At 67.1% G+C, this 15494-nt stretch carries 14 protein-coding genes; 1 reads left to right on the top strand and 13 read right to left on the bottom strand.

All coding sequences use genetic code 11. The features are described 5' to 3' along the window. Positions 1-9 precede the first annotated feature (9 nt). The 4 genes from WH367_RS03340 to gcl are packed head-to-tail and all read right to left on the bottom strand — an operon-like array spanning position 10 to position 4339. Positions 10-708, bottom strand: coding sequence for a helix-turn-helix transcriptional regulator (locus WH367_RS03340; protein ID WP_339534233.1), 699 nt, complete (start codon positions 706-708; stop codon positions 10-12). A 38-nt stretch (positions 709-746) separates the two neighbouring features. Beyond that, on the bottom strand, positions 747-1661 hold the full coding sequence (locus WH367_RS03345; RefSeq protein ID WP_339534235.1) for a 2-hydroxy-3-oxopropionate reductase: 915 nt from the start codon (positions 1659-1661) through the stop codon (positions 747-749). A 51-nt stretch (positions 1662-1712) separates the two neighbouring features. After that, positions 1713-2516 (bottom strand): hydroxypyruvate isomerase, encoded by an 804-nt coding sequence (hyi, locus tag WH367_RS03350; RefSeq protein ID WP_339534237.1) that lies wholly within the window; start codon positions 2514-2516, stop codon positions 1713-1715. Between the two features lie 32 nt (positions 2517-2548). Further along, the gene (gene gcl / locus WH367_RS03355) at positions 2549-4339 is read right to left on the bottom strand and encodes a glyoxylate carboligase (RefSeq protein ID WP_339534239.1); all 1791 of its coding nucleotides are present in this window, start codon (positions 4337-4339) and stop codon (positions 2549-2551) included. Between the two features lie 212 nt (positions 4340-4551). Between gcl and WH367_RS03360 the strand changes: the two genes are divergently transcribed. Continuing rightward, positions 4552-5469, top strand: coding sequence for a LysR family transcriptional regulator (locus WH367_RS03360; protein WP_339534240.1), 918 nt, complete (start codon positions 4552-4554; stop codon positions 5467-5469). Between the two features lie 33 nt (positions 5470-5502). Here WH367_RS03360 and WH367_RS03365 read toward each other — a convergent pair whose 3' ends face one another. The 9 genes from WH367_RS03365 to gspL all read right to left on the bottom strand — a co-directional run bounded on the left by WH367_RS03365 (position 5503) and on the right by gspL (position 15423). After that, entirely contained in the window at positions 5503-6837 is a 1335-nt protein-coding gene (locus WH367_RS03365; RefSeq protein ID WP_339534242.1) for a glycerate kinase type-2 family protein, read from the bottom strand. A gap of 116 nt (positions 6838-6953) precedes the next feature. Further along, positions 6954-7523, bottom strand: coding sequence for a hypothetical protein (locus WH367_RS03370; RefSeq protein ID WP_339534244.1), 570 nt, complete (start codon positions 7521-7523; stop codon positions 6954-6956). Positions 7524-7605: 82 nt separating this feature from the next. Then, positions 7606-8622, bottom strand: a complete 1017-nt coding sequence (locus tag WH367_RS03375) for an LLM class flavin-dependent oxidoreductase (protein WP_339534246.1) — start codon at positions 8620-8622, stop codon at positions 7606-7608. A gap of 111 nt (positions 8623-8733) precedes the next feature. Next, complete coding sequence (locus WH367_RS03380) at positions 8734-9015, bottom strand: hypothetical protein (RefSeq protein WP_021025524.1); 282 nt, start codon at positions 9013-9015, stop codon at positions 8734-8736. Positions 9016-9086: 71 nt separating this feature from the next. Continuing rightward, on the bottom strand, positions 9087-10448 hold the full coding sequence (locus tag WH367_RS03385) for a GspE/PulE family protein (protein WP_339534248.1): 1362 nt from the start codon (positions 10446-10448) through the stop codon (positions 9087-9089). Between the two features lie 24 nt (positions 10449-10472). Continuing rightward, positions 10473-12788: a type II secretion system secretin GspD gene (gspD, locus tag WH367_RS03390; RefSeq protein ID WP_339534250.1), complete on the bottom strand. Its 2316-nt coding sequence runs from the start codon at positions 12786-12788 to the stop codon at positions 10473-10475. Between the two features lie 7 nt (positions 12789-12795). Beyond that, complete coding sequence (gene gspN, locus WH367_RS03395) at positions 12796-13605, bottom strand: type II secretion system protein N (protein WP_445228061.1); 810 nt, start codon at positions 13603-13605, stop codon at positions 12796-12798. A 13-nt stretch (positions 13606-13618) separates the two neighbouring features. Then, positions 13619-14173, bottom strand: coding sequence for a type II secretion system protein GspM (gspM, locus tag WH367_RS03400; RefSeq protein ID WP_339534252.1), 555 nt, complete (start codon positions 14171-14173; stop codon positions 13619-13621). Beyond that, positions 14170-15423, bottom strand: coding sequence for a type II secretion system protein GspL (gene gspL, locus WH367_RS03405; RefSeq protein ID WP_339534253.1), 1254 nt, complete (start codon positions 15421-15423; stop codon positions 14170-14172). The genes gspM and gspL overlap by 4 nt, the downstream gene beginning before the upstream one ends. Positions 15424-15494: the final 71 nt, after the last annotated feature.

Below are 15494 nucleotides of genomic sequence, written 5' to 3' on the forward strand. Positions count from 1 at the left end.
GATCAGCGCCTAGGTCCAGCCGTCCAGCGTATAGCCGGTCTCTGCCAACCACTGCTGGATCAAGCTATGGCGGCTTTGCGGATAGCGCTCCTGCAGCTCCTGCATGGCATGCACCCGGTCGGCGCGAAAGTGGCGAAAGCCCTGGCGCAGCTCGCACCAGGCCGACACGACGCGGCTGCGGTCGAAATAGGCCATCGCAAAGGGCCAGACCAGGCGCTCGGTCAGGCGGCCGTGCTGGTCCTCATAGTGCAGCACCACCTTGTGCTCGGCACGGATCGCGCGGCGCAGCCCGGTCTGCCAGTGCTCGGGCGGGGGGCTGGGCTGCATGTTGGGGACCATCAGGCCGCTGGTGTCGACTGCGATGCGCAGCTCCAGCGGCAAGGCGCTGCGGATGCGGTCCATCGCAGCGCTGGCGGCACTGGCCAACTGCGGGTCGGCCTGCAGGCTGGCCCAGCGCGCGCCCAGCAGCAAGGCTTCGAGCTCATCGGCATTGAACATCAAGGGCGGCAGCAAAAAGCCAGGCCGCATCTCAAAGCCAATGCCCGGATCGCCCTCGATGGCCGCGCCTTGCTCGCGCAGGCTGGCGATATCGCGGTAGACGGTGCGCAGGCTCACCTCCAGGGTCTGGGCCAGCGCCGGGCCGGTTTGGGGCTGGCGGGCGCGGCGCAGCAGATCGAGCAGGCGGAGCAGACGGGCAGGGCGGGACATCGCGCAAGCATAGCCGGTCTGCCAGGCCTGCCATAGACTCAGGCTGGCGCTTTTTGCCCGATCTCGAAATTGGCCTGGATCTCCAGCGCCCGCACCAGGCCGGAGTGGTCCCAGCCCGCGCCGCCATGGGCCACGCAGCTGTTGAACAGCTGCTGCGCCTGGGCGGTGTTGGGGAGGGACACGCCCAGCTGGCGCGCGCTGGCCAGCGCCAGGTTCAGGTCCTTTTGGTGCAGCGCGATGCGAAAACCGGGATCAAATGTGCGATGGATCATGCGCTCGGCATGCACTTCGAGAATCTTGGACGAGGCAAAGCCGCCCAGCAGCGCCTGGCGCACCCGCGCTGGGTCGGCACCGGCGCGCGATGCAAACAGCAGGGCCTCGGCCACCGCCTCGATATTCAAGGCGACGATGATCTGGTTGGCCACCTTGGCGGTCTGGCCGTCGCCATGGCCGCCGACCAGGGTGATGTTCTTGCCCAGCGTCTCGAACAGCGGCTTGACCCGCTCAAAGGCCGCCTCAGGCCCGCCCACCATGATGGACAGCGTCGCATTCTTGGCACCCACTTCGCCGCCCGATACCGGCGCATCCAGGTACTGCGCGCCCAGCGCGCTGATGCGTTTGGCAAAGTCCTTGGTAGCGACCGGCGAGATCGACGACATATCGACCACGATCTTGCCGCTGCTGCCCTTGAGGCCGGCGGCCAGGCCATCGGGCGCAAACAGCACCTGCTCGACGTCGGAGGTGTCAGGCACCATCAAAAAGATGATATCGGCCCGCTCGGCCACGCCGCGCACCGATGTGCATTGGGTGGCGCTGCTCTCTGCGATGGGGGCCGGCACCTTGCCGCGCGTGTTGATGAACAGCTGGTGGCCGGCGGCAATCAGGTGGCTGCACATGGGTGCGCCCATGATGCCCAGGCCGATAAAGCCCAGTTTGAGTGGCGTTGCATGCATGCAGAAATCTCCTTGGTTTTTATGGAAAGAGGTGGGGGTCTCGGGCCGCGATCAAGCGGTCGCCGTCGCGCGCTTTTGGCCCGCCACGGTCTGCAGCCAGTGCAGGCCTGCCTCGGTGCCCTGCGCGGGCCTGTACTCGCAGCCCACCCAGCCGCTGTAGCCGATGCGGTCCAGGTGCGCGAACAGGAAGGGGTAGTGGATCTCGCCCGTGCCCGGCTCGTGGCGGCCCGGGTTGTCGGCCAGCTGCACATGGCCGATGCGCGCCAGGTGCTTGTGCAAGGTGGCGGCCAGCTCGCCTTCCGTGCGCTGGGCATGGTAGATGTCGTACTGCACCAAGGCATTGGCGGCGCCCACGTCATCCAGAATGGCCAGCGCCTGGTCGGTGCGGTTCAGGTAAAAGCCGGGAATATCAAAGGTATTGATGGGCTCAACCAGCAGGCGCAGCTTGGCCAGCTTCAGCGCCGCTGCGGCAAAGCGCAGGTTGTCCACCAGGGTGCGGCGCAGGGTGGCAGCATCCACATCGGCGGGCGCTTTGCCGGCCAGGCAGTTGAGCTGGGGCACGCCCAGTGCATGCGCATAGGTGACGGCCTGGGCAACGCCGGCGCGGAACTCGTCCACCCGCCGGGGATCGCAGGCAATGCCACGCTCGCCGGCCTCCCAGTCGCCCGCAGGCAGGTTGTGCAACACAATCTGCAGGCCCGTGGCATCGAGCCGCTGCTGGATTTCTTCAACGGTATGGGCATAGGGAAACAGAAACTCCACGGCCTCAAAACCGGCCTGGGCGGCGCGCTCAAAGCGGTCGAGAAACGGTACTTCGGTAAACAGCATGCTGAGGTTGGCAGCAAAACGGGGCATGGCAAAACTCCGGTTAAAAAACGAGGGGTGCATCAATCCAGCAGTGCAAGGGCGCTGGGCGCATCGGCCTTGCCGCTGGCCAGGTCTTCGAACTCGATGACGTTGTCGATCTCGGTGCCCATCGCGATATTGGTCACGCGCTCCAAGATGCATTCGATGACCACCGGCGTGCGGTGCTCGGCCATCCAGGCCTCGGCTTGCTGCATTGCGGGGGCGAATTCTTCGGGGCGGTGTACGCGGATGGCCTTGCAGCCCAGGCCTTCGACAACCTTTACATGGTCCACGCCATAGCCACGTGCGGCCTCGTCCTCGGCCATGTTGATGTTGTCGAACGCAAGCTGCACGCAGTAATCGATGCTGAAGCTGCGCTGCGCCTGGCGGATCAGGCCCAGGTAGCTGTTGTTGACCAGCACATGGATATAGGGCAGCTTGAACTGCGCGCCCACGGCCAGCTCCTCGATCATGAACTGGAAGTCGTAGTCGCCCGACAACGCGACGATCTTGCGCTGCGGATCGGCCACGCGCACGCCCAGCGCGGCCGGTGTCGTCCAGCCCAAGGGGCCGGCTTGGCCGCAGTTGATCCAGTTGCGCGGCTTGTAGACATGCAGAAACTGCGCCCCGGCAATCTGCGACAGGCCGATGGTGGAGACATAGGTGGTGTCGCGGTCCAAGTTCTGGTTCATGCACTGGTAGACGCGCTGGGGCTTCATCGGCACGTTGTCGAAGTGGGTCTTGCGCAGGTAGTCGATGCTGTTCTTGCGGCCCTGGCAGTCTGCTACCCAGGCGCTGCGGTCACGCAGCTTGCCAGCGGCCTTCCAGTCCTTGGCCACGGCGACGAACTGCTGCAGCGCGGCCTTGGCATCCGAGACGATGCCGAAATCGGGCGCAAACACGCGGCCGATCTGCGTGGGCTCGATATCGACATGGATGAATTGGCGGCCCCGGGTGTAGACATCGACCGAGCCGGTATGGCGGTTGGCCCAGCGGTTGCCGATGCCCAGCACAAAGTCCGATGCCAGCATGCTGGCGTTGCCATAGCGGTGGCTGGTTTGCAGACCGCACATGCCGGCCATCAAGGGGTGGTCATCGGGGATGCTGCCCCAGCCCATCAAGGTGGGGATCACCGGCAGATCAAGGGTCTCGGCCAGCTCGACCAGCAGCTCTGCTGCATCGGCATTGATGACGCCGCCGCCGCTGACGATCAGGGGGCGCTCGGCGGCATTGAGCATGGCGATGGCCTTTTCGGCCTGCTTGCGCGTGGCGGCAGGTTTGTAGACCGGCAAGGGCTCGTAGGTGTCGATGTCGAACTCGATCTCGGCCAGCTGCACATCGATGGGCAGGTCAATCAGCACCGGGCCGGGGCGGCCCGAGCGCATCAGATGGAAGGCCTGTTGGAAGGCGCCGGGCACCTGGGCGGGCTCCAGTACGGTGGCGGCCCACTTGGTCACGGTCTTGGCGATGGAGGCAATGTCCACGGCCTGGAAGTCTTCCTTGTGCAGGCGCGCGCGTGGCGCCTGGCCGGTGATGCACAGGATCGGGATCGAGTCGGCGCTGGCCGAGTACAGGCCGGTGATCATGTCGGTGCCGGCCGGCCCGCTGGTGCCGATGCAGACCCCTATATTGCCCGCCACGGCGCGGGTATAACCCTCGGCCATGTGGCTGGCGCCTTCGACATGGCGGGCCAGGATATGGCCGATGCCGCCATGCGCCTTCATCGCTGCGTACAGCGGGTTGATGGCGGCGCCAGGAACGCCGAATGCGACGCTCACACCTTCTTTTTCCAGCACGCGGACTGCGGCTTCGATCGCTTTCATTTTGGCCATGGGGTCTCCTTTACAGCTGGGATCGACTGTAGGGAAGGCAGGCGTTTGCAGGAAGGCGCAGGCGGACCATAAAATTTATTCCACCCAGGAATGGACGGCAGTGCATTGCATGCCGCATCATCGGGCGCAGAGGCGCTACGAATCTGTTCCAAGAAGCGCCCAGCATGTGACGTGCGGCATGCGATGCCGCAGCAATCCCAGGAGACACAACCATGGACCGACTCGATGCCATGCACATGTTTGTGCGCGTGGTGGAAACGGGCAGCTTCACCAAGGTGGCACAGGAGTTTTCCTCGACCCAGCCCACGGTGACCAAGCAGGTGGCAGCGATGGAGGCGCGGCTCAAGGTGCGCCTGCTCAACCGCAATACGCGGGGCGTGAGCCTGACCGAGGCGGGCGCGCTGTACTACGAAAAATGCAAGCGCATCGTGAGCGACGTGGCCGATGCCGACAATATGGTGCAGGTGCGGCAGACGCAGGTGCAGGGCCAGTTGCGCATTGGCAGCTCGGTCGCGTTTGGGCGGCGTGTGCTGATTCCGCTGGCGATGGAGTTCATGCAACACAACCCGCAGGTGCAGGTGGACCTGAGCTTTGAAGACCGCTACACCGACCTGGTGGCCCAGGGCATTGATGTGGCGCTGCGCCTGGGCAAGCTGGCCGATTCATCGCTGGGCGCGCGCATGCTGGGCGTCAATCCCTGGGTGCTGGTGGCCTCGCCCGCCTACTTGCGCAAGCAGGGCACGCCGCGCCGGCCATCGGATTTAAAAGAGCACTCGGCGCTGATCTACAGCAGCGTGCAGGGCAACGATGTCTGGCGGCTGCGCAATGCCAGCGGCGAGTCCGTCTCCGTGCCGGTCACGGGGCGGCTGCGCTCCAACAACCTCTCGGCCTTGCTGGCCGCTGCGCGCTCGCACATGGGCGTGGCCGCGCTGCCGCGCTATGTGGCGCATGAGTCGCTGAAGGCGGGCCGCGTGGTCGAGGTACTCAAGACCTGCCGCCTGCCCGAGCAGGAGATCCACGCCGTCTACCCCTCGCCGCGCCTGGTGCCGCAAAAGGTGCAGTCCTTTATCGCGTTCTTGCAGGGCAGCTTTGATGCCGCCTGGTGGGAGAACCTGGCCCAGGGCGGCTAGGCGCCGAGGGTCTGGCAAGCCTGGCAGCCCGCATCACAGGATCAGAATGGCGCGGAAATCGTTGACGTTGGTGTGCGTGGGCCCGGTCACCACCAGGTCGCCCAGCGCCTCGAAAAAGCCATAGGCATCGTTGCGGTCCAGGTGGTCGCTCAGGCGCAGCTGCAGCGCAGCGGCGCGCTGCAGCGTATCGGGTGCCAAGCGCGCGCCGGCATTGTCCTCCACACCATCGATGCCATCGGTATCGGCCGCCAGCGCCCAGATACCGCCCTGGCCTTGCAGGGCCTGCGCCAGGCCCATGCAGAACTCGCCAGCGCGCCCGCCGCGCCCCTTGGCGGCGCCCGGCTGGCGCGGGCGAATGGTGACGGTGGTCTCGCCCCCGGAGAGGATGACGCAGGGTTTGGCAAAGGGGCTGCCATGGCGGGCCACGGCGCGTGCCAGCGCCGCATGCATTTTGCCGATCTCACGCGATTCGCCCTCGATCTCGTCGGACAGCACATGGGCGGTGATACCGGCGGCGACGGCGGCATCGGCCGCCGCATCCAGCGATTGCTGGGGCGTGGCGATCAGGTGCACTTCATGGCCGGCAAAGCGCGGATCGCCGGGCTTGGGGGTTTCCAGCGAGCCATCCTCCAGCGCAGCGCGCAGGCGCTCGGGCAGCGCGATCTGGTAGCGGTTCAGAATCGCCAGTGCCTCGGCGCAGGTCGAGGCATCGGGCACCGTGGGGCCGCTGGCGATGACCGAGGGGTCGTCGCCGGGCACATCGCTGATGGTCAAGGTCACCACCTTGGCGGGGTAGCAGGCAGCGGCCAGGCGCCCGCCCTTGATGCGCGAGAGGTGCTTGCGCACGCAGTTCATCTCGCCAATGGCGGCACCGCTCTCCAGCAGCGCCTGGTTGATGCGCTGCTTGTCCTGCAGGTCCATGCCGTCGGCTGGCAGGGTCAGCAGGGCCGAGCCGCCGCCCGAGATCAGGCAGAGCACCAGGTCGTCGGCGGTCAGGCCCTGGGTCAGCGCCAGCATGCGTTCGGCGGCCGCCAGGCCGGCGGCATCGGGCACGGGGTGGGCGGCTTCGACCACCTCCAGGCGCTGGGCCAGCCCAGCGGGCCGGGGCGGAATATGCCCATAGCGGGTGACGACCAGGCCCGACAGCGGCGCGTCCTGCGGCCAGAGGGCTTCGAGCGCCTGCGCCATCGAGCCGCCTGCCTTGCCGGCTCCCAGCACCACGGTGCGGCCTTTGGGCGGCGGGGGCAGGTACTGCGCCATGCTGTGCAGCGGTTGCGCGCGCTGCACCGCGCGCTGGTACAGGTCCAGAAGAAACTGCTGGGGATCGCGCCGGGGATCGGCCAGCGCTGGTAGTGGGGTGTGGCTCATGCGGTAGGTCTCCGCTGGCCATTATGAAAGCAGGCGGCAGGCACAGGTGGAATAGACGTTATTCCTGGCCAGGGGATATACAGCAGTGCGATAACGCCGCGCACGGCCGCCGCGAGTCAGCCCGGTGGCGTGCGGTTGCCCCAGTCGGTGTAGAACACGCCCGCCGCATCCTTGCGGATATAGACATAGGCCGGGCCGGCATGGGTATCGCCATGGGCATGGGCCTTGTCGGGAATGCGCCAGTAGTAGACGATGCCATCCAACTCGGCAAACTGGCCGACGTACTGCAGATCCTCGGCACGCAGCGGGTCGGCGCTGGCGAGCGACTGGCCCAGCTCCATGCGCACATAGCGGGGCACGGAGCGCTCCTGCGCGTCCGACAAGCAGGTGCTGCCCAGCCAGGGAGCGCTTTCCTGCACCTCGGCCTCGTTCTGCAATTGCTCCTGCTTGGTACGGTATTCGCGGCGGAACTCGGGCGTTTGCATATGCGCGGCCAAGGCCGGGTCTTCGCTGCGGACGCTGGGCTGGGGCTGCGCGGCTGCGGCAGGCGGGGCCACGGCCGGTGCGGCCTCCTGGGCCTGGGGCGTGGGAGCTGGGGGATCGTCGGGGGGCTGCTGCATGCAGCCGGCCAGCAAGCTGCAGGCCGTCAGCGCCGCTGGCAGGGTGGTTCTATAGGAGACAGACATGGCGCAAGCATAGCCTGGGTGGGACGGGATCGGCGTCGCTTTTGCTGAAAAAAGGGCGCCGATCGGGGAGTAAAGGCCGTGTTTAGGCTGCGTAGCCGGCCCGCAGAGCTTGCGCAGCAATATCGAGCGAGCGCAGACGCAAATCGCCATCATAGATATCGCAGACGAGCATCAGCTCGTCGGCGCCGGTGTGCTGGGCCAGCACCTTCAGGCGCTGCTGCACACGCTCGGGGCCGCCGATGGAGGCCACCGCCAAAAAGCCTTCGATCGCCTGGCGCTCGGCCATGTTCAGGCCCTCCATAAAGCCGTCGACCGGTGGCGGCAGCAGACCGCGCTTGCCCGTCACAATGCCCAGCACGCGCTGGTAGGTGCTGCTGGCGAGGAACTCGGCCTCGCTGTCGGTAGGCGCTGCAATCACTGGCGCGCCGACGATCACATAGGGCTTGTCCAGCGTGGCCGAGGGCTTGAACAGGTCGCGGTACAGCTGCACCGCCTGCTGCAGCATGCGCGGCGCAAAGTGCGAGGCAAAGGCATAGGGCAGGCCCAGGTGCGCGGCCAGCTGGGCCGAGAACAGGCTCGAGCCCAGCAACCACAGCGGCACATTGGTGCCAGCGCCCGGCGTGGCCACCAGCTTTTGCCCGGGTTGGGCGGGGCCCAGCAGGCGCTGCAGCTCCATCACATCGCGGGGAAAGTCTTCTTCGGTCTCGACCCGGTCACGGCGCAGGGCCCGCATCGTCATGCCATCGGTGCCGGGCGCGCGGCCCAGGCCCAGGTCGATACGGCCCGGGTAGAGCTCGGCCAGGGTGCCAAAGGCCTCGGCCACCACCAGCGGTGCATGGTTGGGCAGCATGATGCCGCCCGAGCCCACACGGATGTGTTGGGTCGCCCCCGCCACATGGCCAATCAGCACGGCCGTGGACGAGCTGGCAATGCCCGGCATATTGTGGTGTTCGGCCATCCAGTAGCGCGTAAAGCCGAGCGACTCGACATGCTGCGCGGTACGCACGGCCAGTTGCAAAGCCTGGGCAACGGTGCCGCCTTCGCGCACAGCCACCAAGTCCAACATCGAAAGCGCGGGGGGTGTTTTTGTCTCAGTCATGCAGACATTCTTGCCTAGGCAAATATCCTTTGCTGACTGTGGTTATGGGTCAAATGTGGAGGCCGGAGCCTGGTTTTTGGCAGACCGCCGCCGTGCGCAAGGCGCTTGAATTCAGCGCTGCCGAATCGCCCGCGCGCAGCTGATGCCCACCAGAATCCCCCAGAGCAGCACCAGCAGCGCGGTCGCCAGGTAGCGCTCGCCTTGCTGCATCGCAAACCAGGAAATTACCAGCGCCATCAGGCCGGCGATGCGCATCAGCCGGCGCAGCTGCGCGGTGGACATGCGCGGCTGAAAATGGCGCAGCGCTGCCAGGCTGGCGATGGCCAGCACGGTGAGCCAGAGAAACAACATGCCGCCGTAGGGCGCGACGAGGGTATTGAGCGATTCCAACATGGGGCGATTGTGTCAAATCGCCAATACCCGTTGGCGCGGGCGGCGCCTACGGGATATTCGGACAATCGCGGTTAATCGCGGGTGACGCGCACGACTTCTTCTGCGCTGGTGATGCCTTCGCGCACCAGGCGCTCGCCATCCTCGCGCATCAGGTGCATGCCGGCCGCCATGGCCTGGTTGCGGATCTCGGACTCGGGCGCCTGGGCGTGGATCTGGGCGCGGATGGCCTCGTCCACCACCAGCAGTTCGAAGATGCCGGTACGGCCCCGGTAGCCGCTGGGGTCGCTGTCGTCAATGCGGCGCACCAGGCGCTGGGCCAGCACGCCCAGCAGCGAGGAGGACAGCAGGAAGGGCTCGACGCCCATGTCGGTGAGGCGGGTGATGGCGCTGGTCGCATCGTTGGTGTGCAAGGTGGCCAGCACCAGGTGACCGGTGAGCGAGGCCTGGATCGCGATCTGTGCGGTCTCGAAGTCGCGGATTTCACCAATCATGATGATGTCCGGGTCCTGGCGCAGGATGGCGCGCAAGGCCTTGGCAAAGGTCAGGTCGATCTTGGGGTTGACCTGGGTCTGGCCGATGCCCGAGAGCTCGTACTCGATCGGGTCTTCCACCGTCATGATGTTGCCCTGGCTGGCATCGAGCCCGCTCAGCGCCGCATACAAGGTGGTGGTCTTGCCCGAACCGGTGGGGCCGGTCACCAGCACAATGCCGTGCGGCTGGGCCACCAGTTTTTCAAAGCGCCGCAGGGTCTCGCCCTGCATGCCGACCGAGCCCAGGCTGAGCTTGGATTCGCTCTTGTCGAGCAGACGCAGCACGGCGCGCTCGCCATGGGCGCTGGGCAGGGTGGAGACGCGCACATCGATGGCGCGGGTGCCCAGGCGCAGGCTGATGCGGCCGTCCTGGGGCAGGCGTTTTTCCGAGATGTCCAGATCGGCCATGATTTTGAGGCGCGAGATCAGCGCCGCATGCAAGGCGCGGTGGGGTTGCACCACTTCGCGCAGCGAGCCATCGATGCGAAAGCGCACGCTGGAATGGCGCTCATAGGGCTCGATGTGGATGTCCGAGGCACCGTCGCGCGCCGCCTGGGTGAGCAGGGCGTTGAGCATGCGGATGATGGGCGCGTCACCGGCCGACTCGAGCAAGTCCTCGACGGCGGGGATGTCTTGCATCATGCGCGAGAGGTCGGTGCCTTCTTCCACCTCGCTGATCACGGTGGCGGCATTCGATTCGCTGTGCGAGTAGGCAGCGCTGATGCGCTGGGCCAGCTCGGCATCGCCCAGCTGGGCCAGGTGCTGCACGGGGTACTTGCGCAGCACCTCGGACAGCGCCGAGCCCTGGGGCTGGGCGCCGTGCCACAGCAGGTGCTGGCCGGCATCTTCTTCGAGCAGCAACTGGCTGCTGCGCGCAAAGGCATAGGGCAGGGGGTGGCGCATGGCTTCGGGTCTCTGTGGGCGCTATCAGGGCTCGAAGCGCATGCCTTGCGGCGTCACGGTCAGGGGGCGCGATTCGATCACCGGCGTCTCGGACGCACCCAGCGGCAGGCCGGAGGTCTGCTGGGCCAGCGGCGTGATGATCGACGACTCATTGATCGGCACGCGGGTGCTTTGTTCGGGCTGGGCGGCAATCTGCGCGCCGCGCATCAGCTCGTAGCGGTCCATGCTGACCTGCTGGGTGGCGGCGGCATCGCGCATCACCACGGGGCGCAGGAAGACCATCAGGTTGGTCTTCTTGCGCGAGCGGGTGTCGCTGCGGAACAGCGCGCCAATGCCGGGGATATCGCCCAGGTAAGGCACCTTCTGCACCGAACCGGAGTACTGGTCCTGCAGCAGGCCGCCAATGACGATGACCGAGCCATCGTCCACCAGCACGGTCGATTCGATCGAGCGCTTGTTGGTGGTGGGGCCGTTGGCATTGGTGGTCGTGCCGGCGAGCACGTCAGACGTCTCCTGGTAGATCGTCAGCTTGACGGTGCCATTGGCATTGATCTGCGGGCGCACGCGCAGGGTCAGGCCCACGTCCTTGCGCTCCACCGTGGTGAAGGGGTTGACGGTGCTGCTTCCGGTGCTGTTGGCGTAGGAGCCGGTGACAAAGGGCACATTCTGGCCGACCAGGATCTGCGCTTCCTGGTTGTCCAGGGTCAGCAGGTTGGGGGTGGCCAGCACATTGCCGTCGGCGTTGGACTGCAGCAGGTTGGCCAGCGCGCCCAGCACATATTCGCCGTTGTGCTTGAAGGCGATGCCGGCGTTCATGCCGGCGCTGGGCAGGGTGCTGTAGGTGTTGTTGGCAATGCCGGCGGCCAGGTTGAACAGGTTGGCACCGCCCACGGTGAAGTTGTTGCCGATGACGCCGACGACATTGTTGCCCTGGCCCAGCAGGCTTTGCCACTGCACGCCAAACTGCGCGGCCTTCTCGGCGCTGACTTCGACGATCAGGCTCTCGACCAGCACCTGGGCGCGGCGGCTGTCGAGCTGGTCGATGACCGAGCGGATCTGGCGGTACAGCGGCTCGGGCGCCGTGATGATCAGCGAGTTGGTGGCCGTGTCGGCCTGGATGATGCCGCCGGTGGCGCTGCCGCTCTCCCCCGAGGTGCCCAGCGAGGTGCCGGTGCCCAGGCGCGCGCCCGAGCCCAGGCCGCCCGCACTGCTGCTGCTGGCACTGTTGCCCAGGGTGCCGCTGGTGCTGCCGCCCAGCGAGGTGCTGCCGCTGCGCGTGTTTGTGCTCAGGCCCCCGCTGCTGCCGCTGCTCGACAGGTTGGTGGCGGGGCTGGCGCTGTTGCCGTCCTGGCCGGCGAGCGCCGCGCGCAAGGTGGTGGCCAGCGCGGTGGCATCGGCATTGCGCAGGTAGACCACATGGATGTTGCCCGAGGCATTGCCGCCACGGCTGGGGCTGTCGAGCTTGCCGATCAGCATCTTGGCCTGCGACAGGCGTGCCGGGTTGGCCGCGCGCAGCAAGATGCTGTTGGTGCGCGGGTCGGCCAGCACCGAGGTGCGGTAGGCATTGTCGGTCTGCGCGGCGCCGGGGGCTGCACCGGCAGTGGCGCTGCCACTGGCAGACACGGTCTGGCCGCCTTCCAGCAGGCGCTGCAGCATGGGCACGATGTCGGTGGCCACGGCGTGTTCGAGCTGCACCACTTCGACATCGCTGGCGTTGGCCACATCCATCGACGCGATGATGCGCGAGAGGCGTTGCAGGTTGTCGGCGTAGTCGGTGATGACCAGGGAGTTGTTGCCCGGGTTCACATTGATGGTGTTGTTGGGGCTGATCAGCGGACGCAGCACCGGCACCAGGTTGTTGGCGCTCTCGAAGTTGAGCTTGAAGATCTGGGTGACGATCTGGCCGCCACCGGGCACCTGGCCGCCCGCGCCGCCCTGGGTGATGCGCACCGTGCCGCCTTGCAGCTTGGCATCGGCCTCGGGCACCACCTTGTACAGGCCTGCGGCCTCGACCACGGTGTAGTTCTGCAGGCGCAGCGCTGCCAAGAACTGCTCGAACGCGGCCTGGGGCGAGACGGGCCGGTCGGTCACCAGGTTCATCGTGCCCTTGATGCGCGGATCGACCACCACGCTCTTGCCGGTGATGGTGGCCATGGTGCGCGCGATGGACTCGATGTCGGCATTGGCGAAGTTCAGCGTCACCGGCTCGCCGGGGCGAATGCTGGCCGTGCCGGTGTTGATGGCTGTCTGCGCCAGCGCCGCGCCGTTGCCGCCCATTAGAAGGACGCTCGCTGCGATGGAGTGCAGCGCAAATCGATAAATGGGAGAGTGGTATTGCATCATATGTTCAGCCAACCGAGAGCAGCACGCGGCTTCCGCTGCGCTGCCCAATCATAGTCAATAGATTCGCAAGAGCCGCCTCGCGCCCTTCGGCAGCCCAGGCTTCTCCCTGAAAACGCAGGCGCTGGCCCACCCATTGGCCCTGGCCTTTGAGCTGGAGCGCGCCGTCCAAGGTGGACAGCTGCAAGCTGGTGCTGTCACCGCCTTGCAGTTGCAGGCGGTAGCTGCCCAGCGGCTGTATCGTGGACAGGCGCGAGGTCACCGCCATCACATCAAGATCGGCGCCGCCCTCAACCTGCAGACGCCCGGCGTTGAGTGCCAGCGACAGGTCATGGGTCTTGAGCAGCAGCTGGCCTTGGGGCTGGATGGTGTTCCAGGGCGTTCCCAGGCCCACCAGCAGCGATGCCGGCCAGCGGCTTTCATGGGCGCCCAGCTGCACCTTGGCACCGCCCCAGTGGGGCTGGATGCGGATGGGCATCGGCGCGGCCATGCAGCAGCTGGCATTCCAGCGCATGTTGAGGCCGCGCAGGCTGGGGCGCAGTGCCCAGTCCACCCGGCCGGGCAGGGCCATCTGGTCGCGGCTGGCCTGGCCGCCGGTAAATACCCACTGGGCCGAACCGTTCCAGACCGTGCCACGCGGCTCGCGCAGCTGCAGCTGGCCCTGGCTGGCCCAGGCCAGGCCTTGCGCCAGCCAGTGTGCTGGCGCAAACAGCAGCAAGGCAGCCAGGCCGCCCGTGCAGGCGCCCACGGCGGCCCAGCGCCAGGGCGCACGGGCGCTACCGTGGGGCGAAGAGGGGTTCAAGCGCTGCCGGGCCATCTTTGTGTGCCGCCTACTGGGCCGGCAACTGCAAGACGATATTGCCCGACCAAGTGGGCGCGGCAGCCGGGCCTGCGCCCTTGGCTGGCTCATCGCGGGTCAGGCGCAACTCGGTGGCAATCGCATGCGCATTGGCGCGCACCTGGCCCAGCCAGCGCTGGGTGGAGGCGGCTGAGGCGCGGCTCAAGGTGACGGTCACGCGCTCGCCGAGCACGGCCAGTTTGGCGCTGGTGCCCAGCTGCTGCGTGAGCGAGGCTTCGAGCTGCTGGCGCGCCTGCGTAGTGGTGACCGTGGTGGCCGATTGCAGCTGGCGCGCCTCGGCCTGCAAGGCCTGCATGCGGGCGAGCTGCTGGTCGAGCTGGGCATGCGCGGCGGGCGCGCTGCGCCAAGTCTGCAGCACCGGCGCAATCGCCAGCCACCACAAGAGCGCAATCAGCACCAGGCCAGCGGCCAGGCTGACGCCCCGGCGCTCGCGCGCATCCAGCGCGCGCCAGCGTTGGCGCAGCAGCTGGGCTGCCGAAGAGGTGGCTGCTGCCGATGCCGACGGTCGGGAGGAATTTTTCTTCATGGCTGGGCCTGCGCGCGGATGACCCACTGGTCGTTTTGCATCTGGGCCTGCAGGCCCTGGGCTTGCAGTTTCTGGCTGAAGGCATCAAAGCCATCGGTGGGCAGGCCGCGCAGGCGCAGCTCGCTGCCACTGTATTCGACCGTGCTGGGCACCGTGCCTGCGGGCAGGCTGGACAGCGCCTGGCCGGCGGCGGCCAGCAGTGGTTCGGCGTCCGATGGCGACAAGCCACCCGAGGCCTGGCGCAGGTTGGCGACTTCACGCGCCATCTGCACGGGCGCATCGACGACCACCTGCACCTTGGGGAAGGCCTGCGTCAAGCTGCTGCGCACCAGCGCGGCCTTGGCCTGCAGTTGCTGGCGCTCTTGCCAGGCCCAGATATTGGCGCCCACCAGGCTGAGCACGACCAGGGCCAGCACGGCCCAGCGCGCCGGGCGCCAGGCGGGGGCATGGAGCACATCATTGAGGCCACTGCCCAGGCGCCGCTGCAGGCGGTTGCGACCGCTGTTGGCAAACTCGAGCTGGGCCAGGTCCCAGTCGCTGCGTGCGGCATCGCGCATGGTCTGTGCCAGGCTGTAGAGCTGTACCGGGCGTTGCAGCCAGTGTTCGGCGGTGCTGACCACGGCGGGTTCTGCATGGACGATGCTGTCGGGTCCGAGCGGGGGCAGCAGCGCTGCGCTCTCGCGCGAGACGGGCAGCACCAGCACCGCATCGGCGCTGTCGGTGCCAAACACCACGGCCTGCGCCAGCTCGGGGCTGCCGGTGATGAGGATCTGCGCACCATCGGGCGAAGGCTCGCCCGGCGCATGGCTGGGCACCACACGGGCCACCGCGCGGCCTGCGGCTTCGAGCACCTGCAGGTGGTCCCGCAGCCACTGGCGCGGGCAGCAGGCGATCCAGATCGGTTCGCCCTGGCCGGCGGCGCGGGTGTCGGGTTGCAAGGCAAAGTGCAGTTGCGCCGGGTCGTCGAGCAGGCGCTCTTCCAAAAGGCCTTCGAGCACCGCACGCAGCCGGGGCGAGCCGGGGCCGACGCCCTGGGGCAGGCTGACCCGTTGCCACGACAGCATGGCCGCAGGCACCACGGCCACCACCTCACCAGCGCGGCCGGGTTGGGGCAGCAGGCCGGCGGTGGTGCTGCCTTGCTGGCCGATGGTCACGCCATCGGGCGACAGGGCATAGCTGTAGCTCCAGGCCGAGCTGGGCCCTGTATCTGGCCCCGAGGCCAGCGGCAGTGAAATCAGTAATGTACTCATGAGCGTGTTGTGCGCTGCATTGTAGAGGGCCCGGCTTCACCAAACTGCAATACGTTTGTCATCATGTTCCT

The organism is Comamonas sp. MYb21, assembly GCF_037479395.1.
Taxonomy (GTDB): Bacteria; Pseudomonadota; Gammaproteobacteria; order Burkholderiales; family Burkholderiaceae_C; genus Comamonas.

Bases quoted from the DNA above. Each gene is read 5' to 3' on its own strand.
- WH367_RS03380 (WP_021025524.1), bottom strand. From the start codon at position 9,015: ATGTTGGAATCGCTCAATACCCTCGTCGCGCCCTACGGCGGCATGTTG.
- gspL (WP_339534253.1), bottom strand. From the start codon at position 15,423: ATGAGTACATTACTGATTTCACTGCCGCTGGCCTCGGGGCCAGATACA.
- WH367_RS03370 (WP_339534244.1), bottom strand. From the start codon at position 7,523: ATGTCTGTCTCCTATAGAACCACCCTGCCAGCGGCGCTGACGGCCTGC.
- WH367_RS03345 (WP_339534235.1), bottom strand. From the start codon at position 1,661: ATGCATGCAACGCCACTCAAACTGGGCTTTATCGGCCTGGGCATCATG.
- WH367_RS03360 (WP_339534240.1), top strand. From the start codon at position 4,552: ATGGACCGACTCGATGCCATGCACATGTTTGTGCGCGTGGTGGAAACG.
- gcl (WP_339534239.1), bottom strand. From the start codon at position 4,339: ATGGCCAAAATGAAAGCGATCGAAGCCGCAGTCCGCGTGCTGGAAAAA.
- WH367_RS03340 (WP_339534233.1), bottom strand. From the start codon at position 708: ATGTCCCGCCCTGCCCGTCTGCTCCGCCTGCTCGATCTGCTGCGCCGC.
- gspD (WP_339534250.1), bottom strand. From the start codon at position 12,788: ATGCAATACCACTCTCCCATTTATCGATTTGCGCTGCACTCCATCGCA.
- WH367_RS03365 (WP_339534242.1), bottom strand. From the start codon at position 6,837: ATGAGCCACACCCCACTACCAGCGCTGGCCGATCCCCGGCGCGATCCC.
- gspN (WP_445228061.1), bottom strand. From the start codon at position 13,605: ATGGCCCGGCAGCGCTTGAACCCCTCTTCGCCCCACGGTAGCGCCCGT.
- hyi (WP_339534237.1), bottom strand. From the start codon at position 2,516: ATGCCCCGTTTTGCTGCCAACCTCAGCATGCTGTTTACCGAAGTACCG.
- WH367_RS03385 (WP_339534248.1), bottom strand. From the start codon at position 10,448: ATGCGCCACCCCCTGCCCTATGCCTTTGCGCGCAGCAGCCAGTTGCTG.
- gspM (WP_339534252.1), bottom strand. From the start codon at position 14,173: ATGAAGAAAAATTCCTCCCGACCGTCGGCATCGGCAGCAGCCACCTCT.
- WH367_RS03375 (WP_339534246.1), bottom strand. From the start codon at position 8,622: ATGACTGAGACAAAAACACCCCCCGCGCTTTCGATGTTGGACTTGGTG.